This window comes from Salinivibrio sp. ML323 (assembly GCF_001995745.1).
Taxonomy (GTDB): Bacteria; Pseudomonadota; Gammaproteobacteria; order Enterobacterales; family Vibrionaceae; genus Salinivibrio; species Salinivibrio kushneri.
In genome coordinates, this window is the sequence record NZ_MUES01000018.1 from 1 (window position 1) to 12,915 (window position 12,915).

16 protein-coding genes and 1 pseudogene are annotated in these 12,915 nt (G+C 50.7%); 2 read left to right on the top strand and 15 right to left on the bottom strand.

All coding sequences use genetic code 11. The annotated features are described in order from the left end of the window. Positions 1 to 28: 28 nt before the first annotated feature. The 4 genes from tnpC to tnpA (BZG13_RS15660) form a co-directional block, all read right to left on the bottom strand. Complete coding sequence (tnpC, locus tag BZG13_RS10700) at positions 29 to 1,531, bottom strand: IS66 family transposase (RefSeq protein WP_077486612.1); 1,503 nt, start codon at positions 1,529 to 1,531, stop codon at positions 29 to 31. An 88-nt stretch (positions 1,532 to 1,619) separates the two neighbouring features. Further along, the gene (tnpB, locus tag BZG13_RS10705) at positions 1,620 to 1,964 is read right to left on the bottom strand and encodes an IS66 family insertion sequence element accessory protein TnpB (RefSeq protein WP_025675503.1); all 345 of its coding nucleotides are present in this window, start codon (positions 1,962 to 1,964) and stop codon (positions 1,620 to 1,622) included. Then, complete coding sequence (gene tnpA, locus BZG13_RS10710; protein WP_077486613.1) at positions 1,961 to 2,260, bottom strand: IS66 family insertion sequence element accessory protein TnpA; 300 nt, start codon at positions 2,258 to 2,260, stop codon at positions 1,961 to 1,963. The genes tnpB and tnpA (BZG13_RS10710) overlap by 4 nt, the downstream gene beginning before the upstream one ends. Before the next feature lie 61 nt (positions 2,261 to 2,321). Beyond that, complete coding sequence (tnpA, locus tag BZG13_RS15660; protein ID WP_443216358.1) at positions 2,322 to 2,459, bottom strand: IS66 family insertion sequence element accessory protein TnpA; 138 nt, start codon at positions 2,457 to 2,459, stop codon at positions 2,322 to 2,324. 74 nt (positions 2,460 to 2,533) lie between these two features. Here tnpA (BZG13_RS15660) and BZG13_RS10720 point away from each other — a divergent pair. Next, positions 2,534 to 3,418, top strand: a pseudogene (locus BZG13_RS10720) (type II toxin-antitoxin system HipA family toxin); the annotation flags it as partial. Between the two features lie 123 nt (positions 3,419 to 3,541). Here BZG13_RS10720 and BZG13_RS10725 read toward each other — a convergent pair. The 9 genes from BZG13_RS10725 to folM form a co-directional block, all read right to left on the bottom strand. After that, positions 3,542 to 4,423 carry a metal ABC transporter permease gene (locus tag BZG13_RS10725; protein ID WP_077486614.1) on the bottom strand — a complete coding sequence of 294 codons (882 nt, stop codon included), beginning with the start codon at positions 4,421 to 4,423 and terminating at the stop codon, positions 3,542 to 3,544. After that, positions 4,420 to 5,265, bottom strand: a complete 846-nt coding sequence (locus BZG13_RS10730; protein ID WP_077486615.1) for a metal ABC transporter permease — start codon at positions 5,263 to 5,265, stop codon at positions 4,420 to 4,422. The genes BZG13_RS10725 and BZG13_RS10730 overlap by 4 nt, the downstream gene beginning before the upstream one ends. Next, on the bottom strand, positions 5,262 to 6,143 hold the full coding sequence (locus BZG13_RS10735) for an ATP-binding cassette domain-containing protein (RefSeq protein ID WP_077486616.1): 882 nt from the start codon (positions 6,141 to 6,143) through the stop codon (positions 5,262 to 5,264). The genes BZG13_RS10730 and BZG13_RS10735 overlap by 4 nt, the downstream gene beginning before the upstream one ends. Next, positions 6,130 to 7,032 carry a metal ABC transporter substrate-binding protein gene (locus BZG13_RS10740; RefSeq protein WP_077486617.1) on the bottom strand — a complete coding sequence of 301 codons (903 nt, stop codon included), beginning with the start codon at positions 7,030 to 7,032 and terminating at the stop codon, positions 6,130 to 6,132. The genes BZG13_RS10735 and BZG13_RS10740 overlap by 14 nt, the downstream gene beginning before the upstream one ends. A gap of 191 nt (positions 7,033 to 7,223) precedes the next feature. After that, the gene (locus tag BZG13_RS10745) at positions 7,224 to 7,931 is read right to left on the bottom strand and encodes an HAD family hydrolase (protein WP_158074889.1); all 708 of its coding nucleotides are present in this window, start codon (positions 7,929 to 7,931) and stop codon (positions 7,224 to 7,226) included. A gap of 100 nt (positions 7,932 to 8,031) precedes the next feature. Further along, positions 8,032 to 8,601, bottom strand: a complete 570-nt coding sequence (locus BZG13_RS10750; RefSeq protein WP_077486619.1) for a YceI family protein — start codon at positions 8,599 to 8,601, stop codon at positions 8,032 to 8,034. Next, positions 8,598 to 9,137, bottom strand: a complete 540-nt coding sequence (locus tag BZG13_RS10755; protein ID WP_077461382.1) for a cytochrome b — start codon at positions 9,135 to 9,137, stop codon at positions 8,598 to 8,600. Before BZG13_RS10755 ends, BZG13_RS10750 begins: the two co-directional genes overlap by 4 nt. A 112-nt stretch (positions 9,138 to 9,249) precedes the next feature. Further along, entirely contained in the window at positions 9,250 to 9,615 is a 366-nt protein-coding gene (gene folX, locus BZG13_RS10760) for a dihydroneopterin triphosphate 2'-epimerase (protein WP_077486620.1), read from the bottom strand. A 21-nt stretch (positions 9,616 to 9,636) separates the two neighbouring features. Next, entirely contained in the window at positions 9,637 to 10,335 is a 699-nt protein-coding gene (gene folM / locus BZG13_RS10765; protein WP_077486621.1) for a dihydromonapterin reductase, read from the bottom strand. Between the two features lie 193 nt (positions 10,336 to 10,528). Between folM and BZG13_RS10770 the strand changes: the two genes are divergently transcribed. Then, positions 10,529 to 11,125: a DNA-3-methyladenine glycosylase I gene (locus BZG13_RS10770; protein WP_077486622.1), complete on the top strand. Its 597-nt coding sequence runs from the start codon at positions 10,529 to 10,531 to the stop codon at positions 11,123 to 11,125. Here BZG13_RS10770 and BZG13_RS10775 read toward each other — a convergent pair. Both BZG13_RS10775 and BZG13_RS10780 read right to left on the bottom strand, forming a co-directional pair. Continuing rightward, positions 11,116 to 11,598 (bottom strand): C40 family peptidase, encoded by a 483-nt coding sequence (locus tag BZG13_RS10775; protein ID WP_077486623.1) that lies wholly within the window; start codon positions 11,596 to 11,598, stop codon positions 11,116 to 11,118. The two genes, BZG13_RS10770 and BZG13_RS10775, sit on opposite strands and share 10 nt — an antisense overlap. Then, the gene (locus BZG13_RS10780; RefSeq protein ID WP_077486624.1) at positions 11,595 to 12,824 is read right to left on the bottom strand and encodes a GGDEF domain-containing protein; all 1,230 of its coding nucleotides are present in this window, start codon (positions 12,822 to 12,824) and stop codon (positions 11,595 to 11,597) included. Before BZG13_RS10780 ends, BZG13_RS10775 begins: the two co-directional genes overlap by 4 nt. Positions 12,825 to 12,915: the final 91 nt, after the last annotated feature.

Genomic DNA, 12,915 nt, shown 5'->3' on the forward strand with positions numbered 1-12,915 from the left:
GGTAAGCGGTTAATAAACCGGTGAACGCCTACTCGACATCACTGAGATCCACACACCATGGCATCAGATCTGACATATCGTCCGATGGCGACCGCTTGGGTAATTCAGCGAACAGGTGCCGGAAGTAATAATAGGGATTGATGTCATTGGCACGGCATGTCATCACCAAGCTATACAGATTAGCACTCGCTTTTGCTCCACCGACAGATGTCGAGAACATCCAGTTCTTTCGCCCTGTGGCGAACGGACGGATGTCTCGCTCCGTCACATTGTTGTCGATGCTAATGCGGCCATCTTCCAGATAGGTCAGCAGTTTGGGCCACTGATTTTTCGCATACGTGATGGCCTGGCCCAAGGCGCCTTTGGGCAACACATGCATGCTATCAAGCCAGCGTTTAAAGTCATTTAACAGAGGCAGACTTTCTTGCTGTCTGAGTTGTTGCCGGGCCTCGGCCGATAAGTGTTTCCCGCGTCGCTCGATGCCGTAGAGCTTGTTGATGAAGGTGAGCGCTTTTTCTGGCTTGCCGGCTTTTTTCGAGGGCGACGCCTTTTGCGCATCGGTAAATTTACGGCGAACATGAGCCATACACGCTGCTTGCGTCACACCGTCAACGGTATCGTAAGCACTGTAACCATCGGACAGAAGATAGCCCTGATAATCGCCCAGGAACGCTCGCACACACGCGCCGGCTCGACTGGGTTGATAATCATAAATCACCACCGGGTGGTCGGTAAATTCACCACTGCGATACACCCACATGTAAGAGGTCGACTGCGCTTTTCTATCTGCTTCTTTGAGCACTTGCACCGTGGTTTCATCGGCGCAGATAAGTGGCTCGCTGGCTAACTGTGCTTTCATCGTATCGATAATCACGTCAACTTTGCTGCCCAGCTGCACACACCAGTTGGCTAAAGTGGCACGGCTAATGTCGATACCCGCTCGGTTCAGCATATCAACTTGACGATATAGCGGCAGTGCATCCACATATTTGGCGGTCACGACGGCGGCAAACGCCTCTGGACTGCCAAGGCTTTTGGGGATCATGCTAGCTGGCTTCGGTGCGGTCACTACCTGGCTGGTTTCAGCGGTTTGCTCGCACTGGCGGCAGGCATATTTGGTGCGCTCATGGCGAATGACACTGACCCGCTGCGGCACGATTTTCAATGTTTCGCTCACTTCTTTGCCACAGGCGTGTAAGGGCACGTCGCAGCACGCGCAATAAGGGGTATTTAAGGTATGGGTGTGCACCTCACGCTCAAGATCAGCAGGTAGGGGTTTGCGTCCTGTTTGACGTCGCGCCTTAGGCGCAGAGGGTAACGCATCTTGCTGCTCGGCTTCGTTGAAAGTGCCTTTCGTCACTTTTTCACTTTGTGCGGCAAAGCGTTTGGATTGGCTCAGATTTAACTGCTCAATCAATAACTGAACGTGATTTTTTAACGCCGAGATCTCTTCCTCTTTGTCATGCAGCAATGCCTCTTTCGCCACTAGCATGGCTTTAAGTTGCTCGATATCATCAGGGAGGTCGGTCATTGGGCGTCATCTTCTTACCGTGTCATGGCAACAAGTTTGACGGCGCAAAAGGATCGTTCAAGGGCAATATGATGATCACTGTCATGGGTCACACTTCTAGTCCCTTTAAAGGATGATGCCCGTGACTGTTTTCCAGTGACAGTCCCGATAGGAGCCAGTGAAGTTGCGGTTTACTCAGAGTGATCACGCCGTCAGGGCTCGGGCGAGGCCACTTGAAGGTGCCCTTTTCGAGGCGGCGGTAATACAGCCAAAACCCATTGGTATCCCAGAATAAGATTTTGAGCTTATCGCGACCGCGATTACAGAAAATAAACCAGGCTTCACTAAAGGGATCCATCTCAAGCTGCTCGGCCACGATCAATGATAGACCGTCAATCGACTTGCGCATGTCGGTGACGCCAGAGACCAAGAATACCTTGCCAGAAGGCGTCATTGCAGTGCATCCACCCAGTGTTTGATTTGTGCGGCGTTGAGCGTGGCGGGTAACTCTGCTCGAATGCCATTGGCAAAGACAAGCACGACGGACGCCCCTGGTAAGTGACCGGACGCGTCGACCACGACCGGCTGCACGGTTTGCGTTTGCTCGTCTTCACGTAATCGCTTCGACCAATAATAAAAAGTTTGATAGGGAATAGCGTTATCTTGGCAAAACTGCTTAATGGACACTGTGCTTTGCTTTTGTTGTTCAATGATCGCCGCCCAGTGCGCGCGTTTTTGTGCTTGTTTCATGGTACCTCCGCTTAAAAAGGTACTATGGCAAAGCCCGTGTCTTATGGGTATGTGGGGTTTATTAACCGCTTACNGACCAATAATAAAAAGTTTGATAGGGAATAGCGTTATCTTGGCAAAACTGCTTAATGGACACTGTGCTTTGCTTTTGTTGTTCAATGATCGCCGCCCAGTGCGCGCGTTTTTGTGCTTGTTTCATGGTACCTCCGCTTAAAAAGGTACTATGGCAAAGCCCGTGTCTTATGGGTATGTGGGGTTTATTAACCGCTTACCACGGTTGAGCCAGCGGATGGTGAAGCCTTACCGCCTAATGTGCATCAAGACATTGAAGATGAAACGAAAACAGATGGGCCAATGCGTTTTTCATTGGCGGGAGTGCAATTGAAGTTTTCAGCTGTGCAGCAGGCAAATGGCGGTTTGACGATCCCAGCAACCGGTCAAGGTGGTTCTTGGGTTGTAAAATTACCGGCGTCTCGATTTCAAGCTGTGCCAGAAAATGAATATTCAATGATGGAACTGGCTCGAATGTTGGGAATGGACGTGCCAGAAACGCAGTTACTCCCTATTAATCGGATTGCTAATATCCCAAATGGCATTGGCAAATTTGGTGACAGTGCGTTTGTGATCAAGCGTTTTGATCGTGCAGATGGTCAAACTGTGCACATTGAGGACTTTGCGCAAGTGTTCGGCGTTTATCCTCAAGATAAATACAAAAAAGCCAGTATGCGGAATATTGCTCAGGTTATCGGTGTTGAAGGGCAAGACGAAGACATTGCAGAATTTACTCGCCGATTGGTGTTCAATAGTCTAATTGGAAATGCCGATATGCACTTGAAGAATTGGTCTGTGATCTATAAAGATAGGCGCACAGCATCGATTGCACCTGCTTATGACTTTGTCTCGACCATTCCTTATATCCCCGATGATAGTGCGTCGCTTAAGGTTAGCCGTAGCAAGAAATTCAGTGATTTTACGCTGGATGAGCTATCACACTTAGCTGCTAAAGCCATGTTGCCAGAAAAATTGGTGTTAGATACCGCAAAGCAAACTGTAGCAGGCTTCCATGAAGTATGGGCGAAAGAAAAAGCGCATTTACCACTTACTAAGTCGATGATTAAGGCCATCGAAGAGCACTTACGAAGCATACCACTAGGCTGAAATTTGACGTGCGTGAAGGCAAGATGATGGCCATGGGCGATAAAACCTATGCGACGAGCAATGTGCGCGAGCTCTATCTCGCGCACTGCTGAGGTTAGGTGTCGCTGTGTCCGTCGGTGCCGGTTAGTGCGATTGCGCTGAATGGGTGGTGGCAGAGCGCGTTGCTTTTGTGGTTTGGCGCGTCGGTTGCGGGCGCTTTTGGTTGCGGTGGATTTGATATTGCTGCCATGCAAAGGTCACTACAAAGCAGCCGGTGAGTAGCAATACAATAGTCGGGCCGGGGGCGCTGTYGAGATAAAACGATAAGGTCACGCCGCCCACGGCGGTGACTAAAGCGATCGCACAGGCAATCCATAACATACGGCTAAATTGCTTGCTGAGCATAAAGGCGGTGACGCCCGGTGCAATCAACATCGCCACCACTAAGATGATCCCCACGGCATGTAACCCCGCGACAATGGTGGCAATCATCACCGAGAGCAGGAGCCAGTGAAGCTTTTGTACGGGGAGCCCGAGCACGCTGGCTTGTGCGGGGTCGAACGATAGCAGCATTAAATCTCGCCCTTTAAGCAACACCAGCGCAAGCACGACTAAGCCGGTAATGGCGGCGGTGAGCAACTGTTGGTGGTTAATCCCCAACAGGTTGCCAAATAGAATATGATCAAGGTGCAAATCAGACGGGAATTGGCCTTGCAAAATCAGCCCCAGCGCGAAAAAGCCAGAAAACACAATCCCCAGTAAGGTGTCTTCTTTCACACGGCTATTTTGTTTGAGCCAATGCACACTGGTGGCGCATGCAGAACCGGCGGCAAAGGCGCCGACAATCAGCGGCAGGCCAAATAAGTTTGCTAGTACCAATCCCGGCAGCACCGCGTGTGCCACGGCATCGCCAATCAGTGACCAGCCTTTTAACACCAAATAGCAAGAAAGCAGCGCACAAGGCAGCGCCACTAAGACGGCCATGAGCAAAGCATCTTGCATAAAAGTCAGTTGATACGGATTCATTGCAGTGCCTCCTGACGTTTGGCGCGCCGCGCGAGGATCCCGTGTTTGGGGCCAAACACAAAGGCGGCTAAGAAGAGTCCCACTTGGGCCAGCACAATCAGTGCGCCGGCGTTAAGGTTGGCGAAATAGCTGATATACACCCCAAATAGCGAGGTGAGTGTGCCGATGACACCGCTCAGCACCAACACGGGCCCGAAGCGATCGCTCAATAAATAGGCGGTGGCACCGGGGGCGATTACTAAGCAAATCACCAAAAAGGCACCGACACTTTTAAGTGCCGCCATGGTGCAAGCACTGAGCAGCGCAAAAAACAGCACTTTGAGCCCCACCACAGGTAAACCAATGCAGCGGGCGTGGCTTTCATCGAAAAAAGTCAGCATAAAATCACGCCATTTCACTGCCAGCACGGTGAGGCTCACCAAGGCAATGATCAGCATTTGCATCGCATCGAGCGGGGCAATGGCGAGCAAGTTGCCCAGCATAATTTGTTGAATATCGACCGCGACGGGCGAAATCGAGACCAAAAAGAGGCCGAAGGCGAAAAAGCTCGAGAAGATTAAACCGATGATCGCATCTTGTTTTATCTGGCTACGTTGGTGCAAAAACAGCATCACGCTCGCGGCCATGCCGCCGGCAGCAAAGGCACCGAGCGAAAAGGGCAAGCCCAGCATATAAGCGCCGGCAACGCCCGGTACAATCGCATGAGAGAGGGCATCGCCCATCAGCGACCAGCCCTTGAGCATCAAAAAGGCGGAGAGCAAGCCGCACACGCCACCAATTAAGGTGGTGACCAGCAATGCCTTTTGCATGTATTGATAGGCGAGGGGATCGAGTAAGCTCATTCGCGCCGCTCCTGCGAGCTTTGTTCGCGCTTGCCATACACCACCAAGGGCCGCTCATCGTCGGAAATGACCGACAGTTCGCGCGGATCGGCATCTTGGTGGAGCTGATCGCTAGGCATCACATACTGGCGCAGTTTGCCGCCAAAAATTGCACTCAGGTTCTCGGTGGTAAAAACATGCTCGGTGTGTCCGCCTGCCACCACCGCGCGATTGACCAGCACGGTGCGATCGCAAAAGTCGGGCACGGTGCCAAGGTTATGGGTGGCAATTAAAATGGTTTTGCCTTCGTCTTTGAGCTCAAGCAGCAAACGCATAATCGACTCTTCACTGGTAACATCTACGCCAGTAAAAGGCTCATCCAGTAAAATCAGCGGGCTGTGCTGAGCCAGAGCACGGGCGAGAAAAACGCGCTTTTTCTGTCCGCCGGACAGTTCACCAATTTGGCGCTGGCGAAAGGCTGTCATATCAACGCGGGCTAAGGCTTCATCCACCGCCTGATGATCCGCCGCTTTGGGGCGACGCATAAATGACATCTTGCCGTAGCGGCCCATCATCACCACGTCTTCCACTAACACCGGAAACGACCAATCGATTTCTTCCGATTGAGGCACATAAGCGACCAAGCCTGCTTTTTGCGCTTGCTTAATGGGGGTGCCGTTCACCGCAATGCTGCCACTGCCGGGATTCACAAACCCCATGATCGCTTTAAATAAGGTGGATTTGCCGCTGCCATTGGCACCCACCAAGGCAGTGATGGTTTGCGCGGGCAGCGAGAAGCTGGCGTGCTCAAGGGCACACAGGCCGTTTCGATAGACGACACGTACCTCGTTGACATCTAACACACTGGGCGTGCCGTCGGTTAAATCATAGTGCGTCATTGTGCAACCCCGCTAACACGGTTTCTGTAGTCACTGTTAGTAAGGATAGATAGTCAGGCACGGGTCCGTCAGCTTGACTGAGCGAATCGACATATAAAATGCCGCCATAGTGTGCGTCGGTTTCCGCGGCGACTTGTTTGGCGGGCGCATCAGACACGGTGCTTTCAGAAAAGACAGCACGCACTTGGTGTTCTCGCACGGTATCAATCAGTGCGCGAACTTGTTGTGGTGTGCCCTGACGCTCAGCGTTAATCGGCCATAAATAGGCTTCGTTGAGGTTTAAATCACGTGCCAGATAAGAAAAAGCGCCTTCGCTGCTTACTAGCCAACGCTGTGATTCGGGGACTGCGGATAGCGCGTCTTGCGCACGCGCGAACACAGCTTGAATTTTTGCCTTGTAGGCCTTGGCATTGGCTTGATAATGAGCTTGATTGGCAGGGTCGTATTTAATCAGGGCTTGCGCAATGTTATCAACGTATTTCATTGCATCAGAAGGAGACATCCACGCGTGGGGGTTGGGTTTGCCACGATACGGGCCCGAGGCAATCACAATTGGCTCCACTCCCTCAGATAAGATCACATTCGGTACCTTGTCGATGTGCTGGAAAAAACGTTCGAACCAACGCTCTAGGCCTAACCCGTTCCACATCACCACATCCGCACCTTGTGCACGCAGAATATCCCCTGGGGTGGGTTGGTAATTGTGGATCTCAGCGCCGGGTTTAGTAAGCGATACCACCTCGGCATGCTCGCCCGCCACGTTGGCGGCCATATCCGCGAGAATGGTAAAGCTGGTCACCACTTTTAACTTGTCCGCGTGTTTTGATTGGTCGGCGTGCGCCATCGGAGAGAGCAAGAGCGCGACGATAATGATGATGTTCTTCTTCATAAGCCTTTATCTCTTTTACTATGCGTGTGACTACGGCGTGAGGTCGCCAGCCGATCATACATTAAAGATAACGGTTATGATAATCATTCTCAAGTGGATGTTAATAAAAAAGGCGCCGATAGCGCCCATTCATTGCGGCAATCAATCATTGCCACCGCCCATATGGGGTTGCTGACAGTGAGCATGCACACTCAATCACGAATGGTGTCGTGCCTGGCCCACTCCATTATAGTCCAATCTTTTTCTTGCGCGTGCAGGCTTAAGTGCGGGTCGGGATTGACCGCAAAGGCGCTGTCGACTTGCTCAAGCAAGGGGACATCCCAGTGCGAGTCACTGTAACCATATGTGTGGCCGACAGTGTCATGACGGTCAGATAGCCATGCCTGCATGTAGTCGTGCTTGCCACGATAATCACGCACGCAATGCGATATGCTGCCCGTATATACGCCATTTAATGTTTCAAGCTCAATCGCAATCACGGTGTCGAGCTTGAGTAGTTCGCCAATCGGCCTTGCCAAATGTGCGGCGGTATTAGACACCAGCACACAGTGGTCACCACGGTTACGGTGCCATTCAATCCGCTCTAATGCTTGGGGGACCACGACTGGCGCGACCTGTCTATCGATAAAATCAGTGACCCAGCGTTCCACTGTTTGGGTCGATTGCCCCTTCACTGGCGTGAGCTGAACGTGCATGTATTTCTCAAGATTAATCCGCGCTTTTTTGAAATCGAGATAAGCTTGACGTTCGTGTTCAACCACATTGTGTGGGGCGAGATCGCGCTGGCGAAGATACTCAAGCCACGCTTGCTTGGTGTCAGTGGCGATAAGGGTTTCGTCGAGATCGAAAAATGCGATGTTAATAGGTGCCGTCATAGCTGCTTGCTGATTGTTTTTCATGCCGTCCATCCTAGCCAGCAACTATGACGATTGGGTTTCAGTGTGCGACAAAAAGCCCCGGAGGACCCGAGGCTTCATCATGATATTGACTGACGGTGGTTTACTGACGGATACCTTCGACGTGCAGCTCCATATCAACATAGGTGGCAGGGCCCATGGTAGGAATCCCGAAGTCTTCTAGCTCCAGGCGGGTGTTACCCATAAAGCCTGCGCGGTAGTTGCCCCAAGGATCCTCACCGTGGCCAACCAGCTCTGCGTCGATTTCAATCGGCTTAGTTTGGCCATGCAAGGTCAGATCGCCTGCGATGGTCATCGAGCCGTCACCGTTGTCGGTTACCTTGGTGCTTTCAAAGGATGCTTGGCCATATTCGCCCACATCCAGGAAATCACCGCTACGAATGTGCTTATCACGCTCGGCGTGGTTAGAATCAATACTGGCTGTATCAATCGTCACCGACACACTTGATGCGCCAATGTTATCTGGGTCGAATTCAAATTGGCCGTCAAACGTATTAAAACGACCTTTGGTAAAGCTGTAACCTAGGTGTGGCACTTTGAAGTTGACCGAGGCATGTGCGCCTTTGGTGTCAATCATATAAGTGTCTGCCAGTGCAGGCCCAGATAAGAGTGTCGCGGCGCTCATTCCCATGGCTAACATGAGTTTTTTCATTTCGGGTTTCCTCCGATCATCTTCCGTAACGTATTGTCTTTATCTTTAAAATGGTGTTTAAGTGCCATAATGGCATGGCCTGCTGCTAACACAATCAAGGTGATGGCGACGTAGTAGTGTATATCGCCAGCAATGTCTGATTGATTAGGAAACAGCTCCCCTGCGCTCGGCACGGTAAACCAGGTGAATACTTCAATCCCACGTCCGTCTGAGGTTGAGATCAAGTATCCAGAGACAAACAGTGTGGCAAGGAGCAGGTAAATAGTATGATGGCCTGCTGTTGCCGCTTTACGTTCCCAAGCCTTACCTTCAACGGTGGGCATAGTGTGTGTTGCTTTCCACACAAGTCGACCAACAGTCGTTATCGCCAGTAATATGCCTATCGATTTGTGCCAGTGTGGCGCAGTTTGATACCAACTACTGTAGTAGCTCAAGTCGACCATCCACAATCCGACAGCGAAAAGGCCAACGATAACGAGACTCGATAGCCAGTGTAGCGTACGCATAACGCGATCGTAGCTATTTTTCGGTGTCATTTGTTCCCGCTCCCAATTACTAATCCAGCACAGTATATAAGGTGAACGGCAATATAGAAGCTGTTCACCTTGAACATGATGTTCGAATAATTCTAACGAACTCTGTGCGGTGTTACGACTCGTTAGCGGTCCAGCTTAGGCTTAATGAGACAGAGTCGGCAAATCTGAGTGCATGCGGCTTATCAATGGTCACTTGTGCGTAGCGCACCCAGTGATGGTCACGTGTAATCTCTAAAACACCCGCAACCAGCTTTTCGAGTAAGAGAAAACGTCCGTTCTCAACATAGTCGATAATCGCTTTGGTTATATCTTTGTAATTGAGTGCATCATCAACGTTGTCTTCTTCACACGCCTTGTGGCCTGGATAATGAATCTCGACATTGATGACTACGTCTTGTTTTTTCTCCTGCTCGTCAGGATTAAACCCAATGTAAGTACGTAGGCGCAGGTTGGTTATTTTAATCACAGCGTCGTTCATAATCTTTCCCTGGTCACGAAATTAAATGAGATGGCGTCCGCCATCCAGCTTGATAGATTGGCCGGTCATATGTTGACTGGCGAGAATAAATTCGCATGCATTCACCACTTCTTGCTCACCGGGGACGGATCTTAATAGTGACTTACGGCGTGCTTTTTCTCGATAGGCTTCATCATCGCCATCATTAAACATGATTAATGCTGGTGAAATACTGTTCACTTTGATTGATGGTGCCATTTTCTGTGCAAACGAGAGGGTAAGATTTTCGAGCGCAGCTTTGCTGGTGGCATAAGCGGTGTGTTTGGCACTGCCTTTTTGCGCGACATAATCGGTGAGATGGATAATATCACCCTGTTGCATCCAGCGGGGCGCGGCCATATTGATGAGATAAGGTGTTTTTGCATGGATTTGCATCATGTTATCAAACAGCGATGCAATATCTTGGCTGTGTTTCTCACTGTCCCAAGATGACGCATTGTGGATCAATGTATCGAAAGTGGGATTTAAAGCATCAATTTGGTCAATGAAGGAATAAACGCCCTCATCCGTTGAGAAGTCTGCGTGCAAACAACGCGCGCCCCGCGCTCTTAAATCGGCCACTTGAGGGCGCTCGGTACGATAAGATAACGTTACCTGGTGACCCTGATTGAGAAAGTGGCAGGCCAGTGCATAGCCGATACGCTGCCCGGCGCCGGTGATCAAGAAATGCTTTTTTGTCACGGGGTTTCCTTTCTGTTTATGAGTGTCATCAACAACACGGATCAACTGGTTTATTACGTTTCAAAAACTTATCGCGATCAAAGATAGCGTGATCTTCCGAGAAACGATAGCCTTTACATGGTTAAGTCGCTGATTTCGTGCCACAAGCAACAAAACGTTGGCGTAAATTTGTATAACAAGGGTGAGGTCAAAGATGGACATTTGCCAATGGGCACAACAAAGCGAGGCTGAGCGTGCGTACCACGATAGCGAGTGGGGCGTGCCAACGTTTGATGATCAAGCGATCTTTGAGTTTATTTGTTTAGAGGGCGCACAAGCAGGACTGAGTTGGCGTCTCATCCTACAAAAGCGTGCGGCTTATCGTGCCGCGTTCTCCGATTTCGACTTCTATCAACTCGCCAACGTGGCCGAGCCGAATATCGCGGCGATCATGGCCAACCACGAGATTGTCCGCAATCGCTTGAAAGTGGCCTCTGTGTTTACCAATGCTAAGGCGGCGGTGACGCTGGTGGAAGAGTATGGATCCTTAGCGAAGGCACTTTGGCAGTTTACCGGCGGTGTACCGATTGTGAATCAGCACCAATCGGATGCCGATGTGGCGACCGCGACCGACGAGTCCCACGCCATGAGCCGCTTTTTGAAAAAGTGCGGGTTTAAATTTGTAGGCGAGACGATTTGCTATTCGCTGATGCAAGCGCTTGGTATGGTCAATGATCATGTCGTCACGTGCCCGCGCTATCAACCCTGTTGCGAACTGGCTGACTTGGTAAAAGCTTCGCCTCAGAAATAACGGCGGAATTGCCAGAAGCGCGCTTGCCAATAAGGATTGTCTAATCGTGACACTGTCACGCCCTTTGAGGCGGACGCATGCATAAACCGCTGTCCACCCAGAAAGATGCCGACATGGCGAAGGCCGGGGCGAATATGAAAAAACACCAGATCGCCTTGGCGTGCGGATTGATAGCCAATGGCATAGCCGGTTTTTGCCTGGCCGTGGGTGGTGCGCGGTAGTGGTGTGGCGAGGGCTTCTTGATAGACGCGCTGCGTATACGCTGAGCAATCGATGCCTTGGCGTGAGGTGCCTCCCCACCGATAAGGTGTGCCTTGCCACTGACGATAAAGCTGAGTGAGTACCTGGTCTAGCGCCTGATCGCGAATCGTTTTGTCCGAACTAGGCATGTCAGCTGTCGTTGCCGCGTCACGCTGCATCGCACAGCCTGCCAGAAAAACGGTAAAAACAAATATCACTAACCAATGCTTCATACACTTCCCTTAATGCAGTTACGTCCGGCCTCTTTGGCTTTGTACAAGGCTTTATCTGCCAACTGTAATACCTCGTCGGGGGTGTCGGCTTGCGAGGCATCAGCATAGCCAATGCTGACAGTTATATTGACCGGTTTGTTTTGGCTTGCATGTCCGCGCTTTTGCCGGCCTTGTTTGTCATCATGGGGACGAGACGCATCACGTAGAACCAAGGGGTAATTGGCGATATCCTCACGCAGGGCGTCAAGAAACGGTAGGCAGTGTTCGGTGGTTTTTCCTTTAAACAACAACGTAAATTCTTCACCGCCGTAACGAAAGGCACTGGCGCCTCCTTCACAATGTGCCATATGTTTGGCGACGAGCTTAAGGACATCATCGCCTGTTTCGTGACCGTATTTATCGTTAAATTTTTTAAAGTGGTCAACGTCGAGCATCGCGAGGGTATATTGGCGGCCCAGATGTTTGAGCTCGTCTTCAAGTGCCCGACGCCCCGCAATTTCGGTAAGCCCATCCATAAAGGCCAGTTGGTGGCTGAGCGATACCTGGTTGGCAATCAATAACACACCTGCCAACGAAAATATCAGCGAAGAAATAAAAGGCACATTAAAAAACACCAAGGTTGTGACACCGCATAACACGCTGACAAAGGCGGCATGGTCCTCAATACTATTTTTGCGCAACAGTCGAATGATACTGACACAGACCAAAATAGAGAGCAGCACGATCAGCAGCAGTGGCATGGGGCTCACTGACGTTATTCTGACTAATACTGGGTGTTGATGGAGAGAGGTGGACAGCTCACCGAATTGCTGCACGAGAAGCGCACACCAGCCGATTTCCATACCAATGGCGAGGAAAAAGAACAGACCAAATCGAGAGGTGAGTTTTTGATCGCGTACGATGATCATATACAGCAAGTTAATCGGTAGCGCGACCGTGAGCAGCAAGTACTCCATATAGGTTGTGCCATGATTGAGTGGCGATTGTAGTCGCGTGAGGATCACTGTGTATCCTACTAATAAGATCACCACCATCATACCGACGCGGGCGCTTTTGAATAAGTGGCTTAAAAGGAGCGCGGTGAATAACAGAAAATACGGCGCTGCGTAAATTAAGTTGTAATAGGGAGCTAGCGAGGCAATCAAGGGTTGATAGCTCGCGGCAAGCAGCAGCAGTAAAACAATGGGCGTCCCCATACGGACCACGGATGAACGCAAAAATCCCATGAAACCTCTTATTGGGTTGAGGTAACACCATTAACGTACCACGGATAGCTGCTTAGGGGATGGCCTGACGCTGAGAATGTGATAACTGCAA

Coding starts and splice junctions, on each gene's coding strand:
- tnpC (WP_077486612.1), bottom strand. CDS start 1,531: ATGACCGACCTCCCTGATGATATCGAGCAACTTAAAGCCATGCTAGTG.
- tnpB (WP_025675503.1), bottom strand. CDS start 1,964: ATGACGCCTTCTGGCAAGGTATTCTTGGTCTCTGGCGTCACCGACATG.
- tnpA (WP_077486613.1), bottom strand. CDS start 2,260: ATGAAACAAGCACAAAAACGCGCGCACTGGGCGGCGATCATTGAACAA.
- BZG13_RS10730 (WP_077486615.1), bottom strand. CDS start 5,265: ATGAGCTTACTCGATCCCCTCGCCTATCAATACATGCAAAAGGCATTG.
- BZG13_RS10735 (WP_077486616.1), bottom strand. CDS start 6,143: ATGACGCACTATGATTTAACCGACGGCACGCCCAGTGTGTTAGATGTC.
- BZG13_RS10740 (WP_077486617.1), bottom strand. CDS start 7,032: ATGAAGAAGAACATCATCATTATCGTCGCGCTCTTGCTCTCTCCGATG.
- BZG13_RS10745 (WP_158074889.1), bottom strand. CDS start 7,931: ATGAAAAACAATCAGCAAGCAGCTATGACGGCACCTATTAACATCGCA.
- BZG13_RS10750 (WP_077486619.1), bottom strand. CDS start 8,601: ATGAAAAAACTCATGTTAGCCATGGGAATGAGCGCCGCGACACTCTTA.
- BZG13_RS10755 (WP_077461382.1), bottom strand. CDS start 9,137: ATGACACCGAAAAATAGCTACGATCGCGTTATGCGTACGCTACACTGG.
- folX (WP_077486620.1), bottom strand. CDS start 9,615: ATGAACGACGCTGTGATTAAAATAACCAACCTGCGCCTACGTACTTAC.
- BZG13_RS10770 (WP_077486622.1), top strand. CDS start 10,529: ATGGACATTTGCCAATGGGCACAACAAAGCGAGGCTGAGCGTGCGTAC.
- BZG13_RS10775 (WP_077486623.1), bottom strand. CDS start 11,598: ATGAAGCATTGGTTAGTGATATTTGTTTTTACCGTTTTTCTGGCAGGC.
- BZG13_RS10780 (WP_077486624.1), bottom strand. CDS start 12,824: ATGGGATTTTTGCGTTCATCCGTGGTCCGTATGGGGACGCCCATTGTT.